The organism is Pseudomonas corni (genome assembly GCF_057128765.1).
In genome coordinates this window covers 104564-124120 of the sequence record NZ_JBSKHW010000018.1, presented here as the reverse complement: position 1 = coordinate 124120, position 19557 = coordinate 104564, and the positions used below count along the sequence as shown (strand labels likewise).

Sequence of the window (19557 nt, the reverse complement as noted above, 5' to 3'; positions counted from 1 at the left end):
CCGCAGATCCGCTTCTGCCCGAGGAGTGTCGGGAACGTCCCGCACACCCGCTTCTGCCCGGAGGGCGTAGGAGTCTGGCTTGCCGACGATGGGCTGCGCAGCGGCCCCAAAACCAGAGTTCTCGGTATGTCAGACACACCGCATCCACCGGTTTTACTGCCGCTGCGCGCCAGATCGTCCGGATGCGGCCCAGAACCAAGCGACGCTCCTACGGCCTTCGGCCAGAATCAAATGCCTGCATCACCGCAGAACGGCCTCTGCCCGGAGGGCGTAGGAGTCTGGCTTGCCGACGATGGGCCGCGAAGCGGGCCCAAACCCATCAATCTCGTTAATGACCACCATGAATCCGGGTTTCTTTCGATTCGCGATGATCTGCGTAACATAGCGAGCACGCCCACTTCACCGGATTACTCGCCATGCTCATTCACGCAATCAACATCGTTGCACTTACCGCCGTCACCATATTTGCGGTAAACCGTTACTTCTTTTTTGCAGACCTGGTCAAAGCGGCCACGATTGAAGCGGAATTCTGATTTACCTGCGCCACCTTCGACGTTGCTGATTGTTCGTATCGCCTCACTCTGTCTTCCTATTTCTTCGGCCGCCGTTCAACATAGCCCGCTTTAAGCGCGCGCACTCCCACGTGCCGCTACCATAAGATCTACCGACGGTTTCAGGATGAAATTGATGCGCTTTTTAGTGATGACCAGTTCGCTTTCTTTGCTATTGGCAGGCTGCGGTTCTACCCCCAACAACCCATCCGTCAATCTGGATACCAAAAAGACGCCCGCCGACTATGTGGCCTGCGTGTATCCGAAATGGCAGAAAGCCAAGCCAGAAGCGACCCTGACTGAAAGCAAGAACCACTTCAAAATACTGATCCCCAGCAAGATTGCTGCCGATGAGATTCTTGAAGTCTACAAAGGCAATCCCAACACGCGAGTGTTCCTCTACCAGCGCACGCCTCTGTCTTCCCTGGTGCCCAACAATCTTGAGAAAGCCGCACGCGACTGTCTGTGAAGCGCGGCCCATGCCAGTGCCGCATAGCCCGGGGCGCACTTGGCAGAAACTGCATCAGTCTCTGACGGGCAAAGCCTTGCGGGCGTCAAACGCCTGCACCAGCTTGGCGGCGAGTTCATCTTCGCGATAGGGCTTTTGTACGATCAACTGCTGATCGACATTGAGGATATCGGTGTCGGCAAAACCGGTGATGAATACGATCGGCAAATCCGGGTAATTGCGCCTGACGATATCGGCCAGCTCGGCACCGGTCATATTGGGCATGGCGAAGTCAGTGAGCATCAAATCGACGCTGTCGTTGATCTTTCTCAAGGCGTCGTTACCGTCCTCGGCCTCAATCACCGCGTACCCCAGGTCGTCCAGCATCATCGCCGTCACGGTGCGCACGTTGATATCGTCATCGACCAACAAGATGGTGCGATCGGCAACCCCAGGCGCAGGGCCTGCGGTAAGCTCCGGTGCAAGGGGCACGCGTTTCGCCGCATCCGGAATGCTCGGCAGGTAAACCTTGATCGTGGTGCCGACGTTCTGCGCCGTGATGATGCTGACGCCGCCGCCCGATTGCTTGGCAAAGCCGAACACCTGCGCCAGACCCAACCCTGAGCCTTTGCCCACTTCCTTTGTCGTGAAGAACGGCTCGAATGCCTTGGCCAGCACCTCCTCGCTCATGCCCGAACCCGAATCTCCTACCGACAACACCACATAGGCTCCGGGTTCGGGGTCCTCAGGGCGTTGCGGCAGCTGGTAAACCATTTCGTTGTAAGTGTGCAGGCTCAACTCGCCGCCCTGAACCATCGCATCCCGGGCATTGATCGCCAGGTTGAGGATGATCATTTCGGTCTGGGTCGGGTCAACCAGCGCGCTCCACAAGTCGTCTGCCAATGAGGTCTGGACCCAAACGCTGCCGCCCAAAGCCCTGCCGAGCAATTCGCGCATGCCGTCGATGGTGTGATTGAGGCTCAGAGGCACCGGTTCGAGGCGCTGGCGACGGGAGAACGACAGCAATTGACTGGTGAGTTTGGCACCGCGCTCGCCCGCTTCCTTGATGTTCTGCAGGCGATTTGCCGACTTGGTGAACACGCCCTTTTCAAGATCCCGGGCAAGAAAGCTGGCGCTGGTCAGAATGACAGTCAGCAGGTTGTTAAAGTCATGGGCAACGCCTGCGGTCAACTGCCCGACCACCTCCAGACGCTGCATCTGCTGCAGCGCTGCTTCGACCTTTTCCCGCTCCTTGATTTGCTCACGCAACCGTTTATTGGTTGCGGCCAACTCATCGAGGACGGCGCGTTCGCTGGTGATATCCCGCACCGCGGCGTACATCAAGCCGTCATCCGGGACCATCGTCCAGGACAGCCAGCGATAGCCGTCATTGGCGTGGCGCATGCGATTGACAAAACGACTCGTGACGTTGCCGCCGCCCACATTCTCGGTTTCGCGAAGGGTGGCAAGCAGATCTTCAGGGTGAACCAGATCACGCAGCCGTTGCCCGGTGAGTTCTGAACGGCTCCAGCCCAGTGTCGATTCCCACGCGGGATTGAGCGCAATCGGGGTCATGTCAAAACGCAGCACTCCCAGCAGTTCGCGGGACAGCTCCCAGGTGCGGTCGCGTTCCCGGGTGCGTTGCACCACCCGCTCGCCGAGGGTTTCGTTTAGCTGATGTAGCGCTTGAGTGGTCTGCTTGCGTTCGCTGATGTCCTGTATGACGCCGGTGAAGCGCACGCACTTACCGTTTTCAAACAGCGAGCGCCCGTTGGAAAACACCCAGCGCTCGCCATCACCTTCAACCAACAGGCGGTACTCAGCCTGAAATCCGGTGTCAGCTTTTAAAGCTGCATCGACCTTGCAGCGCAGCATGGCGCGATCATCGGGATGGCAATGGTCGAACATGAAGATCATGTCAACGTGAGCATCGACAGCCAGCCCGTGCAGCGCCTTGCAGCGCTCGTCCCAAAACAGTGCCCGACTGAGTGGATCGTAGGTCCAGACGCCCATTTCAGCCGCTTCGATCGCCAGATGCGCGCGCACCTCGGCGTCCTGCAACGTTCGCTCGGCCAGGCGGCGCTTCTCGCGTTCACGCACTTCTGCCACAGCACGATTGACCGCTTTGGGCAGCATCTTGAGGTTTTGCTTGAGGACATAATCGACGGCGCCAAGGCGCATCATTTCTACGGCGTGCTGCTCGCCGAAAATGCCGGACAAAAATATAAAAGGGATATGCGGCGCCATGCGCAGGGCGCAGTGCAGCACTTCAGCGCCAGAGGAGCCGGGTAACAGGAAATCGCACAGGATCAGATCAAAATGCTGCGCCGACAACGCGCGCTCAACGCCATGGTGGTCGTAGACCAGTGTCGACTCAATTTTCAGCCCGGCCCGTTCGAGGGTGAGCAGGGTCAGCTCTGCGTCATGCGGGCTGTCTTCAACCAGGAGCAACTTAAGAAGCGATAGCGGCATGAATGATCGTCAATAATGTCGAAAAGACTGGCGCCGCTGTCACTGTAACCGAATGGCTCGCGGCGCCGGGTAAGTCGGTCGTCAGGAATTGGGGCGGCGGGTAAGACGCAATGAACCAGGCGGCGGTTCGTTGAGCACGGCCCAGAAAATACCCAAATCGGAAATGGCCGACACAAATTCCTTGAATTCGACCGGCTTGACGACGTAAGCGTTCACTCCCAATGCGTACGCGCGCTGCAAATCAGGCTCTTCGCGCGATGAAGTGAGCATCACCACGGGAACACTGCGCAGCTCCTCGGACTCACGTATCGCCTTGAGCACTTCAAGACCATCGACCTTCGGCAGTTTCAGGTCCAGCAGCAAGACGGCGGGATTTCCGGCCTTGCGATCATCGAAGGCGTTGCGGCGAAACAGGTAATCCAGTGCTTCAGCGCCGTCGCGCAGCACAATCACTTCATTGGCCAACTGGCTGCGTTCAAGCGCTACCAAGGTCAGTTCGAGGTCGTTAGGGTTATCTTCGACCAAGACAATAGGTTTCAACACTGGGCGTATCCTCGGACACTCAAAGGGTTACATTTAGACTGCGTTTGGGCAGGGAGAAAGAGAACGTAGCACCCTGCCCCGGTTGGCTCTCGCCCCACACTTTACCATCATGGCGCTCAATGATTCGGCGCACGCTGGCAAGGCCGATGCCAGTGCCCTCGAACTCTTCCATGCGATGCAGACGCTGGAAAACGCCAAAAAGCTTGTCCGCGTATCGCATATCAAAGCCCACGCCATTGTCCCGGATGAACAGCACGACGTTATCTTCGTCCTCCCAGGTGCCGATTTCGATGATGGCCGGGGCACTGTCTCGCGTGTACTTGATGGCGTTGGACACCAGATTGCGCAGCGCCAGATGCAGCAAAGCGGCATCGGCAATCATCACGGGCAACGGTTGCGCGATCACCCATTCAATGGCTCGGCCCTGATAGTCCGGATACATTTCCCGACGAATCGCGTCCACCAGCGCCTGCAGATCGACCTCTGACAAGCGCATGGCCGAGCGGCCCATTTGCGAGAAGCTCAGCAGATTGTCCACCAGCGTACCGGCGAACTTTGCAGACTCTCCGATGTTGTCGAGAAAACGTTGACCGCGCTCCGACAATTTCCCGGCTTCGATATCGCCTAGCAGCTCGGCATAACCTGCGATATGCCTCAGGGGCGCGCGCAAGTCATGGGACACACTGTAGGAAAAAGCTTCGAGCTCTTTGTTGGATTTTTCCAGTTCCTGAGCCAGCTCTGCCATTTCTTCGGCTTTGCGCAACACGATCCCCAGCACCGCGGCGCGCAGTTCAACCACGCCTTCGGTGTCCAGGGCATCCCACGGCGCTGAGAAACCGCTGACGGTTTCCTGCCAGATGTCGAAGCTGTGGCGGGGGCTGAGCGCGCCGCTGGCACTGACCGATTTTTCCGGTCTGCCCGCCCACTTCACCAGACGCGCACGTTCGGGCTTGAACCACAGGATGAAATTGGAATGAAGCTCGGAAATAGCCACCGACAATACCCCCGCCACCGACTCGGCGAGCTCGGGCAATTGGGGGATGTCACGTCGCACGTTGTCGGAGTGAAACACGTCCGAATTGCCATGGGACGTCAGCCATTCGGTCAGCGCTACGATCTGTTCACGGGGTGGCGTTTCACCGTAAATATCGACCGTTGACCCCGACACCACGGCAGCGCCGGAGGCACGCACGAAACTCAGCAGAATGTCGGGCACCGAGCGCAACCCGCCGCTCACGCTGTCCAGGTCAGCCATGGCCGCCAGCATTTGCACGATCTGCCGACGCAGACTCAGCAGCCTCTGGTTATTAGCCTGGGCTTCCTTGGTTTCGATCTGCAGCGACAGCGCGCTGCCTAAAAGCTCGCACGCGGTGCGGGTCTGAAATCGCACAGAGCGCGGGGTGGCGTGGTGACAGGAAATCAAACCCCATAATCGGCCGCGCACCACGATCGATATCGACATCGAGGCGATGGTTTTCATATTGCGCATGTACTGCAGGTGCACCGGCGACACACTGCGCAACGCAGCAAAACTCAAATCCAGCGCCTTGCCGGTCAAGGGGTTATCGCTGGGCACCAACACCGAAGGCTCGTAATGCGCATTTTCGATGACGCGAATCCGGTTGGCGACATACAGCGCTCGCGCCTGGGGCGGAATATCCGACGCGGGAAAGGTCAGTCCCAGATAGCTGGGGTAATCCGCGTCGACGGATTCGGCATTGACCAGGCCATTACCCGCCTCGTCGAAACGGTAGGATTTGACCCGCCCGAATCCGGTGATGCGCTTGATCTGCTCAACTGAACGATGGCATAGCTCGTCAATAGATTCGTTTTCGTCCATGTGCCCGACGAAGGTGCGCATCAGCGGATAGACGTTGCTGTAGGCGCCAGTCATGTCACTGGCAGGCTCGAACTCGGCAATCAGCACCTGATCATGCCGGTGAACCATCATGTCGATGGGCGTACCGGCACGGCTGCCATTGCGAAAGCTGACCTCGCCCACGTGGAAAGGATTGGCATCGTCTTCAGGCAAGGTTTTCAGGACAGCGGCCAGACGGTCAACCTGATGGATCACACCATTGAGCGCGGCGCCAATCAGTTCGCTCGCTTGCAGGCCCAGCCAGGTTTCGACGTTGGCGCTGACCTGCACAATGCGCATGGTCGACTCGTCGATCACCAGCAAGAAGCCATGGGGCTGAATACTGCCGGGGATCTGGATCGGTTCGCGAGCGCAATTATCGATCGCGTCCTGCAAGTCTTGATCATTAGCGTTGTGAAGCAAAACCGGTTCTCCTTCAGGTCCCGATCAGGCGGTGAGCGATGGGTGTTTCGATACATCCCGACGCTCAACGCGTGACCGCTTTGGGGGAATGGCTCGACAGCCGGCGCGATTGACGCTCAGCGCTGCCTGCTGTCGAGCATGCGACTGACCTTCTCTAGAAACTCATTGAGCTGGAACGGTTTGACGATCATGTCCATGCGGTCACCGAGAAAATCCTGGCGATTGAGGGCATTCTCGGCATAACCGGTCATGAACAGGACCGGCAGACTCGGTCTCCAGCGGCGTGACAATTGTGCCAGCTCTCGGCCATTCATGTGCGGCATCCCGACGTCTGTCAGCAACAGATCGATGGACTTTTCGTGCTCCAGGAGCGTTAAAGCTGCATGCACATCGGCCACCTGAGTGCAGCGATAACCGGCGTCTACCAGCACTTCATTGACGAACATCCGCACCGACGCCGTGTCTTCGACGATCAGAATGTGTTCCCCGGCGCCGGGCGCGACGGGTAGCGATTTTTCCGCAGGGACTACCATGTCATCGGTGCCGGCCGGCAGCATCAGGGTCACTTCGGTGCCGTGGCCGACAACGCTGCGGATACGTACGTCGCCACCGGACTGGCGGGCGAAGCCGTACAGCGTGGACAGGCCCAGACCAGTGCCTTCCCCCAGCGGCTTGGTGGTGAAAAACGGGTCAAACACTTTGTCGATCACATGGTGCTCGATGCCCATGCCGTCATCGCGCACGGTGAGCGCGACGTAAGGACCATCCTTGAGCCGCGGGCTGCCCTGGGAATAGGCCTCGAACGTGGTGATCCAGATGTTGCCGCCATTGGGCAAGGCGTCCCGGGAGTTGATCACCAGATTCAGCACCGCACTTTCCAGCTGACTTGAGTCAACCAGCGCCACCGCACTTTTGGAGCTCAATTCCAGGGTCAGGGTGACGCGTTTACCGATGGTCCGGCTCAGCAAATCCTCAACCGAACGCACATGCTTGTTGATGTCGATAGGCCGAGCGTCCAGCGGCTGCTGGCGAGCAAATGCCAGCAAACGGTGGGTTAATGCAGCCGCGCTGCGGGCAGAAGCGAGTGCTGCGTCAGCGTAGTTCAGGACCTTGTCGAGGCGATTGTCCTGAGTGCGCTTTTTGATCAGCTCAAGGCCGGTGGTAATGCCGGTCAACAGGTTATTGAAATCATGGGCGATGCCGCCGGTGAGCTTGCCAATGGCATCCATTTTTTGCGCCTGAAGCAGCAGCGCTTCGCTGCGTGCCCGCTCGGCAACTTCATGGGCCAGCTGCGTACTGACCGAATCAAGCAGTTGGCGTTGCGACTGCTCGCGACGGCGCTGCTCGGTGACGTCCTCGACAAACACCAGGCTCAGGCCCGGCGTTCGATAGGGGGACACTTGCCATTCGGTTTCGCGGATATCGCCTTTCACCCGCATGCTCAACGTGCCTTTCCAGCGCTCATCCTGCTGCAACGCGTCACGCAGACCCTGCAGCACGGCGGTCTGATCATCAGCGAAGCTTTGCGCCAGACCGGTTTCGGGTGCGTCATGGGCAATCAGTTGGGCAAATGCGTGATTGCATTCCTGGACCTTGAGCGTTTTGTCGATAACCGCGATGGGCGCGGAGACGTTGACGAAGATCTCGCGGAAGCGGTCCTCGCTGTCACGCAGGGCGTATTCGGTATCACGCACGCGCAATAAGGTACGTAATGTGGCAAGCAGCACGTCTGGATCAACCGGGTGTACCAGATACGCATCGGCACCGGCTTCAAGCCCTGTGACGATGTCCCCGGTCTGAATCGAAGCTGCGGAAACGTGTACCACCGGCAGCAACGCAGTGCGGGGCTCTGCGCGCAACATGCGCACGATGTCGAAACCGCTCATGTCGGGCAGATTGACGTCCAGAATCAACGCATCCGGCAGCTCGGCGGCAATCATCCCCAGGCCTTCAGTGCCGGTCCCGGCCTCCAGCACAATAAAACCCTGACGCTCCATGCGGCGGCGCAGCGCGTAGCGCGTCGCGGCGTTGTCGTCGACGATCAGCAGGCGGCTGTCACGCTTCATCGTGATGCTCCTGGGCAAGCGCCAACGGGATGATCACGAAAAACGTCGAGCCCACCCCGGGCTCACTTTCGACGCCGACGTGTCCACCCAGCAATTGAGCGAAGCGCTTGCACAACGACAGTCCCAGACCGGTGCCACGCAGGCGTTTCTGCAGTGGCGAGTCCACCTGCGAAAAGTCTTCGAACAAAGCGCCGTGCATTTCGGGCGGAATACCGATGCCCGTGTCGCTGACCGCAAAACGGATGGCGTCTTCGCCTTCGAGTCGCGCTGAGACACGCACTTCGCCGCGCTGGGTGAATTTCAATGAGTTGGAGATGAAGTTGCGCAGAATTTGCGCGAGTTTTTTGTCATCGGTGAATAGCCGCGGCAAGCCCACCGGCTTTTCAAAAATCAGGTCAACGGTGGAAGCATCGACGATGGGGCGGAACATCCCGCGCAACGCCGAGAACAGATCGAACATGTCAAACCAGGCGGGGGAAATGGTAATGCGCCCGGCTTCGATCTTTGCCAGATCCAGCAAGTCATCGACCATTTCGCTCAGCTCGCGGGCCGCTGTGCTCACGAAGATGACTTGCTTGTGCTGCTCAGGACTGAGCGGCCCATCAAGTTCGTCGGTCAGCAGGCTGGCGATGCTCAAGATCGAGCCCAGAGGCGTGCGGAATTCATGGCTCATGTATGACAGAAAACGGCTCTTGAGGTCCGACGCCTGGCGCAGCTGATCGGCTTGGGTGTCGAGCTCGGCATACAACGCGAGCACGCCCTGGTTGGTTTCGTCCAGTTCACTGCGCAGCGCTGCAGCTTCATCGCGCAATTGCTTGAGTTCCAAAGACTCATCAGGTGCGTCATGAGCGGAATGTTCAGACATCAAGCGTCTCCAGAGCGATTACTAAAACCGTTACATCATCCGTTGCACGACAGAAATCGCGATGCAGCACCGCCGCGATAATTGCCGGGTGGCGAAACATCAGACCCGGATAATCACGAAGATTCCAGCGCGATTGCAGTCCATCGCTGTACATGATCAAAAGTTGCCCGGTGCATTGCGGGTAATCGAAGGCCTGGTGCTTACGAAATTGCAGCCCGACGATGCCTGGATGAGAGACCAGACCCCGGGTTTTCTCGGCGCTGATCAGCGTCGCGCCGATATTGCCGATACCAATAAATTTCAATGCCTGGGTGTCACCCTCGAACTGCGAGACCGCCACGGCGCCGCCACGACTGCCGCGCATCTGGTGGTGCATGTCTTCAAGCAGCCAGCCAGGGGCAGCAAATGGCTGGCGATGAAATGCATCAGCGCCAGCCATCGCAGCGGCTTCGGCATCCTCTCCGTGCCCCAGACCATCAATCACCAGAACGCTGATGCGCGGTCCATCAATGGCCAGCCCCCAGACATCGCCGCAGGCAGGGTCCTGACGCAGCGAATGTTGCGTGACGCCCAGTCGCAGGTCTTTGAACTGTGAAGCCTTGGGGTAGAAACGCGTCAGCAAGACCGTTCCACGGCTGTCGGTATGCACATCGAACACGTCGGCCTGACGCTGGATCGAGCCCAGGCCGATGCCTTGGGTGCCGCGCGTGGAGAAGCCGTCTTCTAGACCTGCCTGCAGATTGAAGCCGGGCCCTCGGTCCACTGCAATCACTTCAACGCCCTGGACAGCCGACTGGGCACTGACAACGGTGCGCACGTGCAATTCGCCGCTGCGGGCATGCTTGAGAATGTTGCTCGCCAGCTCGGTGACGACCAACGCGACACGACCTGCATCGATGGCGCTAAAGGAAAGGTCTTCGGCGATTTTCTGCACGGTGCGCCGCGCGTAGCCTACCTGGCTGCTGTCTTCGACGGGTATGACAAGCGTCAGGCTGGTGCGCAGGTTCAGGTCCATTTGGCGATCATCACCCGGGTGCCTTTACCGGGTGCGGTGTCCAGCTCAAAGTCGTCCACCAGGCGCTTGGCGCCGGTCAGTCCCAGGCCCAGCCCGCCGCCGGAGGTCCAGCCATCGGTCATCGCGAGTTTCAGATCAGGGATGCCCGGACCTTCGTCGCGAAAGGTCAGGCGCAGCCCGACCCGAATGCCGTCCTCGACAATCTCCCAGTCCATGTCACCGCCGCCGCCGTACACCATAGTATTGCGCGCCAGCTCACTCACGGCAGTGACCAGTTTGGTCAGGTCGATCAAGCGCAAGCCGCATTCCTGCGCCAATTTGCGCGCGGTCTGACGCGCCAGCACGACATCCTGTTCGATACGAATCGCCTGACTGCCGCTGCTGCGCACGTTCATTGCGAATACGCCCGCTCACGCAGCAGTTTCATGCCGCGTTCAACGTTCAGCGCGGTACTGACGCCGGGGAGGGTCATGCCCAGCTCAACCAAGGTAATGGCCACCGCAGGCTGCATGCCGACCAGCACGGTTTCGGCGTCCATGATGCGCGACAGTCCGGAAATCATGCCGATCATGCGGCCAATGAAGGAGTCCACCATGTCCAGCGCTGAGATGTCGATCAACACGCCACGCGCGGACGTACGGCTGATGCGTTCGGACAGGTCGTCCTGCAGCGTCAGGGCAAGCTGGTCGTGCATGTCGACCTGAATGGTGACCAACAGAAAGTCACCCATCTGCAAAATGGGTATGCGTTCCATCTTTTTACACCGCCTTGCTGACAGTGACGCCCAGACGACGCAAAGCCAAGGCCAGCGCATCGGCCAGGTTGGCTTTGGTGACCACGCCTTGCAGATCGAGCCCCAAGTGAACGATGGTCTGGGCAATCTGTGGACGCACGCCGCTGATGATGCAATCGGCACCCATCAGGCGAATGGCGGTGACGGTTTTCAACAAATGCTGCGCCACCAGCGTGTCGACCGTTGGCACGCCGGTGATGTCGATAATGGCGATTTCCGAACCGGTGTCGACGATGCGCTGCAGCAGCGATTCCATGACCACTTGGGTGCGTTGGGAGTCAAGGGTGCCGATCATCGGCAACGCCAGCACGCCGTCCCACAGCTTGACCACAGGGGTCGACAGCTCAAGCAGTTCTTCCTGCTGACGCTTGATCACTGCTTCACGGGACTTCTGGAAAGTACGGATGGTGTGCATGCCCAGCGCGTCGAGCAACTGGGAGATTTCCCACAGTTGCTCGGCCATCAGCGCAGGGTGATCGGCGTACTCGGCCTGCAACATCGAAAACAGCGGGCCTTTGAGGGAGAAGATAAAGTTAGCGGTCTGCTGCGAGTCCTGACCAATGATGGCCCGGTTATGGGACAGCTTTTCCAGAAACTGGCGGGTTTCGTCCCATTCCGCTGACGTGATGCTCAGGGACGAGCCACGCTCTGTCACGCTGGTGAGCAGGCGCAGAAACTCGGAGGTCTGCTGCTTGAGGTCTTCTGCTTTGACATTACGGGAAGTGCCGCTCTGCTCCAGATCCGCCAGCCATTGACTGGTCAGCTGTGCATCGGACGTTTTCAATGCGTTGACGGTGCGCTGTTGCAGTACTGCCATGTGACAAAACTCCTGTGACTCCTTGAATCGACGCGTCTTGCGACGGCATCGGCTATAGGATGCGAAAAGGTGGGTATTAATAGTGAGTAGGTGAGTCTAGGTCATGTTGCAAAACGCATTACAAAACCTGTTTGCCGCGCACAAATACCGGCCAGCGGCCGTGGTGTCAAGGCAACATCACACAGCTCCCACTCTTCCGGCTTCGTTCAATTCCATTCAAATGAGTTCGATACCCTGGCAGCGGCGCAAAGCATTCGTATCCAACTCCCGGCCGGGTTGATTGCCGCTGGTGGCATGCCGTGCGCGGCGCGCCGAATAGCTCAGTCAAAACGGCGACCCGCTGACCTGCGCATAAATCGAAAATGTGCCAAGCAGAAACCAGAAGCCGCTAAACAGCCAAGGCGTGCGCATCGAGAACATCAAGGATTTGCGATAGCCTTTCTCGCTCGACTCGTGCTCGCTGAATAGCGGCGAGTCGTCGTAGGCCAGCCCCATGGCGGGCGAGCTATGCAACAACTGGCTCTGCTTGAAGTGCCAGTGATCGATGATTTCATAAGCCGAACGTATGCCGGGCCAGGCGTGCATCGAGCTGATCAACCCCAACAGGGTCAGGAACGGAGGCACGACCAGGGTGAACAGTTTGCCCCACTCAGGGTTGATGTTGGCCATGGACGAGGCGAACGCAATCACCAGAAACGATTGCGCTGATAGATAAGCGTTGGTGCGGTTGGAGAGGATGGTGGTTTCGTACTGGATTTCCCGGCGATAGAAATCCAGGCGGTCCTTGGGTGACCCGAACAGCATGGCCTCGGCGGCCTGAGCCTGAGCTTCGCTTGCAGCGGAAACCGGCTTGCCAGGTGGGACGGGGGTGGTGATGATTTCTGACACAACAGACTCACGATTCAAAACGGGGTTTCAAAGACAGTGAGCCCGAATGGATAACGTCCACCCTGGCCCAGCCCTGGCTAGCCAATCAGCGAGACTGACGGCTATTTCAGCTCATCGGACAACTAATTTGAGTGATCGGCTTGGGGCGTGTCCTTGGCTACCGGAGCCGGTGGCTCATTCCAGTCTTCAGGGCGCACATCGGTCGGCGGCTCATTCCAGTCTTCCGGGCGTGCGTCGGCCTGTTGATCGTGTATCAACTTTTCTTCGAGTTTCTGGTTTTCGGCGATGTCTTCGTCGTCCATTGCATCCGGGTCAAGATCACTCTCGATCGGAGTGGTAGGCGGCACGCTGGTAGGAATCACGGTGGGGTTTGCAGGATCAACTGACATACACACCTCGGGTCAGATCTGGCCCGGACAATCCGGGCGCCTGATCAGTTGGAGGGCGATATGCCGCAGCCGTGCGGTTGAAAGGACAAACGGTCAAGGACAGCGTGGAAGTTGCGACCGGTGGGATGAGCAGATCGAGATCGCAGCCTTCGGCCGCTCCTACAGGTTGTTGGATGCCGAACACCAATCCCCTGTAGCAGCGCGCTTGCCCGCGATGGGGCGCGTATAGGCAATACATGTGGGTCGATCACGCGAATGCTTTCGCGGACAGGTCCGCTTCCACAGGTTTTGCGTCTGCCAGTGAGTTCAGCGGCGCAGCGACATCAGCAGAAATTGCGTCGAAGCCCGAGATTAGCAGCACGTAATTCGAATGTAGGAACGGACCTGTCCGCGAGGCCGGTACATCCGATATAGCTGCTGCGCCTGAAAAACTATCGCGGGAAAGCGCGCTGCTACAAAGGGTATTAAGCGCGCTCCAACCGTAACGGGCTTTCAGGGGTTATCTGAGCGCCCCCGACGCTCGGGCCATGCACTTCATGCGTCGCTCTTCCACACGTTGGGCGAACCAGGCGGTGGTGAGTTTGCGGGTGATTTTCGGGCTTTCCAAGACGATGCCCGGCAGGATGGCGCGGGGCAGTGGTTTGCCGGCGGCTTTATCCGCGAGCGCGAACACGTCCTTGTAGAGGTCAGTCTGTTCAAACTCCAGCGTATCGCCCTTATCCAACTGATTGCGAATGGTCGTGTTGCGCATATCCAGTTGGCGATGCAGCGAGCGAACCGCCTGCTCCGTCGCGCCAATGGACGGGCTGAACCCGTAACTGATCAAATCCCCGTCCAGCGCCAGACGCGTCCCGGACAGTCGGCTCACGGCGCTTTGAAAAGCCGCATTGCGACTGGCGTACCACCCCGCATTGAAGTCGGCGAAACGATAAATTGGCTGGGTGTAGCTAACTGGATAACCCAGCAGGTGAGCGATACCGAAGTACATCCCGCCCCGGCGCGTGAAAACTTCGTGGCGAATCGAGCCTTCGACCGTATAGGGATAATCGCGAGCCTGTCGTTCGGCGAACTCAATGCTGACCTGCATCGGTCCTGCGGTGTGTACGGGGTTGAAATTGCCGAACAGTGTCTTGCCCATCGGCACCATCCCGATGAAATCATCAAAAATGGCGCTCAAATCTTTTTCAGTGCGCGCAGCATTCAGGCGCTCGTTATAGGTCTTGCCGCTGGGCGAGCGAATGTCCAGCGCCGAGCGCACCAGCAAATTGGGGACGTGAACTTTGCCAGCGCGGCGGTCGATTTCATCTCGGGCAATTTTGCCCATGCCAGGCACTGGCGGATCGACCTGATAGTTGGACTCCTGCTCGGCAACGGCGAGTACCGAACACAGGTTCTCGACACTGGGTTCGATGTCCTGAGCGTTGAAGGCGGTGTAAATATCAGTCGCCCAGCCTTGCCGGTCCGGTACGCTGGCCGGCATCAAGCGCACGATTTCGGCCCGCACCACCTCAGGGGCTGGCGGGGGCGGACGTTTAGGCTGCGAGCTACAGGCGGCCAGCAGCGCCGTCAGGAACACCACGCAAGTAGCAGGAAGATGCCGCAGGATGTTGATCAGTCGCGCTGGGTGCATGTGTTCTCGATAGTGAGTCGGCCCGAATGAGCCATGTTGACCTGCGCGCAAGCCAGATGATTCAGCGACCGGAGTATTGGGCTCGCAGGTAATCATCCGCGCAGCGCCACCGCAGGCGTAGTCACGCCGAATTTATTCCGATAGTCGCTCGGGGTCAGTCCGGTGATTTTTTTGAACAGTGCGCGGAAGGTCGCAGGGTCCTGGTAGCCCACTGTCCAGGCGATGTGATCGACCGTGTCGTTGGTGAATTCGAGCAGCTGCCGGGCCTTGCCGACGCGCAAGTGTTGGCAATACTCGGTGGGCTTGAGCCCGGTGGCTGCCCGAAACCTGCGCAGAAACGTTCGCTCTTCAAGCCCCGCAGTTTTGGCCATTTCCGGTAACGACACATCCACCGCCCCGCTCGCCTGCAACCAATGCTGCACCTTCAATACCGCCCCGTCGCCGTGCCCCAATATCGGCGAGAAATTGCTGCCGCACTGGTGCGCGCTGTCGTTGTGATCGATGACCAGAAAACGCGCCGTGCCAGTGGCGATGCTCGGCCCAAGCAACCGGTCGACCAGACGCAATCCCAGCTCGGACCAGGCCATCAATCCTGCAGTGGTGATGATGTCGCCGTCATCGATGATCGGCTTTTGAGCGTGGACTTTGATCTGCGGGAACTGCTTGGCCAGCGCCTCGGCTTGCGTCCAGTGGGTAGTGGCAGCGCGACCATTCAAAAGACCGGTATGTGCCAGCACGAGCGAGCCCACGCAAACCGCCCCCAATGTCGCTCCGCGGGCGTGATGATCGAGAAGCCATCGCTCAATCCCACCTAATTGAACCTTGGTCGGCAGCCCGCCCAGCGACGGTGGAATCAGCACGGCCACCAATGAATCCGCTCGCCCCTCATGGCTGTTGAATACCTGTCGCGGCGCACCGCCTTTCTCTGCTTGCCAATGGCTGACGCGCAGAACAGGCAGTTGATCGGCCTGATGTTCGTCGGCAATCCGATTGGCCACAGCAAACAGATCTGTCAGCCCATGCACGGCCGCCGATTGAGCGCCGGGATAAAGCAACACGCCGATGTCAGCCACCGCCCGTTCTACGGCCATTGTCAGTTTCCCCTCGCCTAATGTCGGTGCAGCCAATCCCGGACTGCGCAGGTCTGGCCGATACTGGATTCCACAGCACGCGTACCCGACACACCTTTTACCACCCACTTCATTGAGGCAAATGACATGTCCAGACAAGCGCTCATCGTAGTCGATATCCAGAACGACTACTTCCCTACCGGCAGGTGGCCCCTGGTGGGCATCGATGCCGCCGCCGACAATGCCGCGCGGATCATCAACGCAGCACGTGAAGCTGGCGAACTGGTGGTGCATGTCCGCCATGAATTCACCACTGCCGACGCGCCGTTCTTCGCGCCGGGTTCCGAGGGCGCGAAGTTGCACCCCAAAGTCATCAATCAGCCCGAAGAGCCCGTAGTACTCAAACACTTCATCAATTCGTTTCGCGACACCGACCTCAAATCGATTCTTGATGAACACGAGATCGACGAACTGTTGATCATCGGCGCCATGAGCCACATGTGCATCGACGGCATCACCCGTGCCGCCGTGGATTTCGGCTACAAAGCCACCGTTGTACATGATGCCTGCGCGTCTCGGGACCTGGAGTTCAACGGCGTCAAAGTGCCAGCGGCGCACGTGCATGCAGCATTCATGGCCGCGCTGGGTTTCGGCTACGCAGGCGTGGTATCGACTGATGAGTATCTGGCGAGCGCTCGGTAAGTAATTTCACAACGAGAGGGTGACGCTTTCCAAGGGCCATAAATTGTCAAAAAACGTTTCGAAACGTAGACAAATGGCCCTTGAACAATGCAGCCGGGAGTGTAGGATACCGATAGTTGTACGACGACGTATAACGACAGCTTCGTATTGTGTTGCCCTTTCAACGTAAATAACGAGCCTCTAATAAGAATGAATCCACACACACGCACTTCGTCCCCGCAGCTCTATTCCCTGGCTTTGTCGCCAGAACCCCCTCCACTTCTCCGATATCTATCGCCACCCGTCAGGCATTAGTCGCCGGGCAAAACCGTGCGTGGATATCAGTCATCTCGGATTCAGGCGCCGTTGTCATACGACGTGCCCTCATGAACTCGCGATCATCCTGCGCTTGAAGCCGTGCCGTCTGTGCGCGTCGTTTCCCTACACAAAACCTGACCCTGAACACGGGTGATGGAGAGAAACATGGATTTAAGAATAACAATCATCCTGTGCCTGACCGTTGGCTACTTCGTGGTGATGTCGTATATCGGCTACAGCGTGCGCAAACACGCCAACAGCAGTGACGGCTTCACCGGAGGCGGCCGCAGCTTTCCACCGTTCCTGATCGGCGCCCTGCTGCTCTCGGAGTTCATTGGCAGTTCGGTGAGTATCGGCACCGCACAGAAAGGTTTCGAGGCCGGCATTTCTGCCGCCTGGAACCTCGTCGCCCTGGCCCTTGGTTTCTTGCTGCTGGCATTGGTGCTGGCCAAGAAGTACCGCGAGACCGGCCTTAACACCATTTCCGGCATCCTGGCGCAGAACTACGGCCAGGGAGTGCGCTATGCCGCATCGATCCTGACCATCTGCGCCTTGAGCATCGTCTCGGTGGCGCTGTATGCCAGCGGCGGCGCAGTGCTCGCAGCGGTACTGAACATCGACAAGACCCTGGCCATCCTGATGGTCGGCGTGATCACGGTGTTTTATGTCAGCCTCGGCGGCATGCGCTCGGTGGTCTACACCAACTTCGTCCACGCTATCGTCAAGTACATCGGCATCGCTCTGGCACTGGCGTTTGCGCTGAAAGCCAGCGGCGGTATCGGCAACCTGCAGGCCAATCTTCCCGAGAAGATGTTCGACCTGACCGGTGTGGGCTGGGGCCAGATTTTTGCCTGGATGATCGGCGGCGTGGGTTCCATTTTCGCCACCCAGTACGTGATTCAGGCGTTGGTCAGCACCAAGGATGAGAAGACCGCCAAACGCGCGTGCTTCTATGTCTCGTCGTTGATGATTCCGTTCGGCTTGATGGCCGCTTTGATCGGCATGTGCAGCGCCTTCCTGTACCCCGGCATCAAGTCCATCGACGCCTTCCCTGCGCTGATTGCCCACATGCCGACCTTCTCCGCCAGCCTGGTGGTGATCGGTCTGGCAGGCGCGTTGTTCGGCGGTATCTCGGCCAACACCCTGGCCTCCGCGACGCTGGCGATGAAAGACTTCTACGACCCGTTCTTCAACAAAGAAAAAAGCGACCGCAAGTCGGTGATCTTCATTCGTATCGCGATCATGGTGATTGGCTTTCTGCCGCTGATCCTGGCGCTGTACGCCGACAAGATTCTGTTGATTGCGTTTTTGGGCAAAGCCCTGCGCGCAACCCTCGCGGTCATCGTGCTGTTGTGCTTCTACGCACCAAGATTTGGCACCGGACGCGGCGCGCTGGCCGGCGTGATTCTCTCGGTGTTCTCGACCATCGGCTGGTTCCTGGCGGGCAATCCCTACGGCATCGACAGCTCGTACTTCGCGCTGTTCTCGCCAATGCTGACCATGGCCGTGTCCGAGCTGTTCAAGTCTCGCGGCGGCGACATTCCGCAAACCGCGCTGAACAAAAACGCCTGAGTCTGCTCACATGAAAGCGCGGCATCTGCCTGTGATGCCGCGCGATTAAAAGGAGAAAAACATGTCCGACAAAAAAGGCGATGTACTGGTCTGGGGTCCGATGCACGCATCGCTGACTGAAGGCTTGAATCGCGATTTCACCGTTCACAATCGCTGGGAGATCAAAGACCTCGACGCTTGGGTCGCCAGCCACGGCGATAAGGTGCGAGGCATCATCACCAGCGGCGTGTATGGCGCCGACAATGCGCTCCTCGATCGCTTGCCCAATCTGGAAGTGATCAGCAGTTTCGGCGTGGGCTATGACGCGGTAGACGCCGACTATCTGGCTAAACGCGGAATCAAACTCAGCAACACCCCGGACGTATTGAACAACGCCGTCGCCGAAACCGCCTTGGCATTGATGCTCTGCGTGTCGCGCAAGATTAGCGAGGCCGAGCGCTTCGTGCGCGCTGGCAAATGGGCCACTGGTAAGTTCCCGTTGGGCAACGACCTGTCGGGCAAAACCTGCGGCATCGTCGGTTTGGGCAAGATCGGCAAGACAATCGCCAAGCGCGCAGCAGCGTTCGACATGAACATCGCCTATTTCCGTCGCGGTCAGGCTTATTCGGATGTGTCCTACACCCATTACGCCGATTTGCAGGAGCTAGCCAAAGCGTCGGACTACCTGATCGTCATCGTTCCGGGCGGTCCTGAAACCCAGCACCTGATCAACCGCGACGTGCTTAAGGCGTTGGGGTCCAAGTCTTACCTGATCAACGTCGCACGCGGTTCAGTGGTAGACGAGCAGGCGCTAGTGGCTTCATTGCTGGAGAATGAAATTGCTGGCGCCGGGCTCGATGTGTTCGAAGACGAGCCCAATGTGCCCGCAGAATTGCTGACCCTGGACAGCGTCGTGCTGACTCCGCACATCGGCAGCGGCACATTCGAAACGCGTCAGGCCATGGCTGATCTGGTGTTTGCCAACATCAGCGCTTATTTCGATAAGGGCACGCTGGTCACGCCAGTCGCGCTGTAACACAGCTCGTTTTTCCCCGCTGCATTGGGCCTGGAAGCGCGCTTTCAGGCCCCTCCTCAACCCTCGCTTTGCACGCCGCCGATCACCTCTAGCACGCCCACTCCAACTTTTCTGGATAATGCCGGTCCATACGGCCCTGAGCT

17 protein-coding genes are annotated in these 19557 nt (G+C 58.7%); 4 read left to right on the top strand and 13 right to left on the bottom strand.

Annotation, left to right across the window (positions count from 1 at the left end; genetic code table 11):
• The first annotated feature begins 687 nt into the window (after positions 1 to 687).
• Positions 688 to 1020 carry a hypothetical protein gene (locus ACWKV9_RS23850; protein ID WP_483838567.1) on the top strand — a complete coding sequence of 111 codons (333 nt, stop codon included), beginning with the start codon at positions 688 to 690 and terminating at the stop codon, positions 1018 to 1020.
• Between the two features lie 54 nt (positions 1021 to 1074).
• Here the strand turns inward: ACWKV9_RS23850 and ACWKV9_RS23845 are convergent, their stop codons facing one another.
• The 13 genes from ACWKV9_RS23845 to ACWKV9_RS23785 form a co-directional block, all read right to left on the bottom strand.
• Positions 1075 to 3471 carry a response regulator gene (locus ACWKV9_RS23845; RefSeq protein WP_483838566.1) on the bottom strand — a complete coding sequence of 799 codons (2397 nt, stop codon included), beginning with the start codon at positions 3469 to 3471 and terminating at the stop codon, positions 1075 to 1077.
• Positions 3472 to 3552: 81 nt separating this feature from the next.
• Positions 3553 to 4014 (bottom strand): response regulator, encoded by a 462-nt coding sequence (locus ACWKV9_RS23840; protein WP_483838565.1) that lies wholly within the window; start codon positions 4012 to 4014, stop codon positions 3553 to 3555.
• A gap of 19 nt (positions 4015 to 4033) precedes the next feature.
• Entirely contained in the window at positions 4034 to 6295 is a 2262-nt protein-coding gene (locus ACWKV9_RS23835) for an ATP-binding protein (RefSeq protein ID WP_483838564.1), read from the bottom strand.
• A gap of 116 nt (positions 6296 to 6411) precedes the next feature.
• Positions 6412 to 8361, bottom strand: a complete 1950-nt coding sequence (locus ACWKV9_RS23830; RefSeq protein WP_483838563.1) for a response regulator — start codon at positions 8359 to 8361, stop codon at positions 6412 to 6414.
• Complete coding sequence (locus ACWKV9_RS23825) at positions 8351 to 9226, bottom strand: sensor histidine kinase (protein WP_483838562.1); 876 nt, start codon at positions 9224 to 9226, stop codon at positions 8351 to 8353. The genes ACWKV9_RS23830 and ACWKV9_RS23825 overlap by 11 nt, the downstream gene beginning before the upstream one ends.
• Positions 9219 to 10241, bottom strand: a complete 1023-nt coding sequence (locus ACWKV9_RS23820; protein WP_483838561.1) for an ATP-binding protein — start codon at positions 10239 to 10241, stop codon at positions 9219 to 9221. The genes ACWKV9_RS23825 and ACWKV9_RS23820 overlap by 8 nt, the downstream gene beginning before the upstream one ends.
• Positions 10232 to 10636 (bottom strand): anti-sigma regulatory factor, encoded by a 405-nt coding sequence (locus ACWKV9_RS23815; protein ID WP_483838560.1) that lies wholly within the window; start codon positions 10634 to 10636, stop codon positions 10232 to 10234. Before ACWKV9_RS23815 ends, ACWKV9_RS23820 begins: the two co-directional genes overlap by 10 nt.
• Positions 10633 to 10995, bottom strand: a complete 363-nt coding sequence (locus ACWKV9_RS23810; protein ID WP_037010489.1) for an STAS domain-containing protein — start codon at positions 10993 to 10995, stop codon at positions 10633 to 10635. The genes ACWKV9_RS23815 and ACWKV9_RS23810 overlap by 4 nt, the downstream gene beginning before the upstream one ends.
• 4 nt (positions 10996 to 10999) lie before the next feature.
• The gene (locus ACWKV9_RS23805) at positions 11000 to 11851 is read right to left on the bottom strand and encodes an STAS domain-containing protein (RefSeq protein ID WP_483838559.1); all 852 of its coding nucleotides are present in this window, start codon (positions 11849 to 11851) and stop codon (positions 11000 to 11002) included.
• 324 nt (positions 11852 to 12175) lie between these two features.
• On the bottom strand, positions 12176 to 12739 hold the full coding sequence (locus ACWKV9_RS23800) for a hypothetical protein (protein ID WP_483838558.1): 564 nt from the start codon (positions 12737 to 12739) through the stop codon (positions 12176 to 12178).
• A 122-nt stretch (positions 12740 to 12861) separates the two neighbouring features.
• Complete coding sequence (locus tag ACWKV9_RS23795) at positions 12862 to 13128, bottom strand: hypothetical protein (protein ID WP_483838557.1); 267 nt, start codon at positions 13126 to 13128, stop codon at positions 12862 to 12864.
• Between the two features lie 499 nt (positions 13129 to 13627).
• On the bottom strand, positions 13628 to 14758 hold the full coding sequence (locus ACWKV9_RS23790; RefSeq protein ID WP_483838556.1) for a DUF1615 domain-containing protein: 1131 nt from the start codon (positions 14756 to 14758) through the stop codon (positions 13628 to 13630).
• 92 nt (positions 14759 to 14850) lie between these two features.
• Complete coding sequence (locus tag ACWKV9_RS23785; RefSeq protein ID WP_483838555.1) at positions 14851 to 15849, bottom strand: GlxA family transcriptional regulator; 999 nt, start codon at positions 15847 to 15849, stop codon at positions 14851 to 14853.
• Positions 15850 to 15975: 126 nt separating this feature from the next.
• Between ACWKV9_RS23785 and ACWKV9_RS23780 the strand changes: the two genes are divergently transcribed.
• The 3 genes from ACWKV9_RS23780 (at position 15976) to ACWKV9_RS23770 (ending at position 19414) form a co-directional block, all read left to right on the top strand.
• A complete protein-coding gene (locus ACWKV9_RS23780; RefSeq protein WP_483838554.1) occupies positions 15976 to 16530 on the top strand; it encodes a cysteine hydrolase family protein in 555 nt (184 codons plus the stop codon).
• Between the two features lie 462 nt (positions 16531 to 16992).
• Positions 16993 to 18399, top strand: a complete 1407-nt coding sequence (locus ACWKV9_RS23775; RefSeq protein WP_483838553.1) for a sodium:solute symporter family protein — start codon at positions 16993 to 16995, stop codon at positions 18397 to 18399.
• A gap of 61 nt (positions 18400 to 18460) precedes the next feature.
• Positions 18461 to 19414: a 2-hydroxyacid dehydrogenase gene (locus tag ACWKV9_RS23770; protein ID WP_483838552.1), complete on the top strand. Its 954-nt coding sequence runs from the start codon at positions 18461 to 18463 to the stop codon at positions 19412 to 19414.
• Positions 19415 to 19557: the final 143 nt, after the last annotated feature.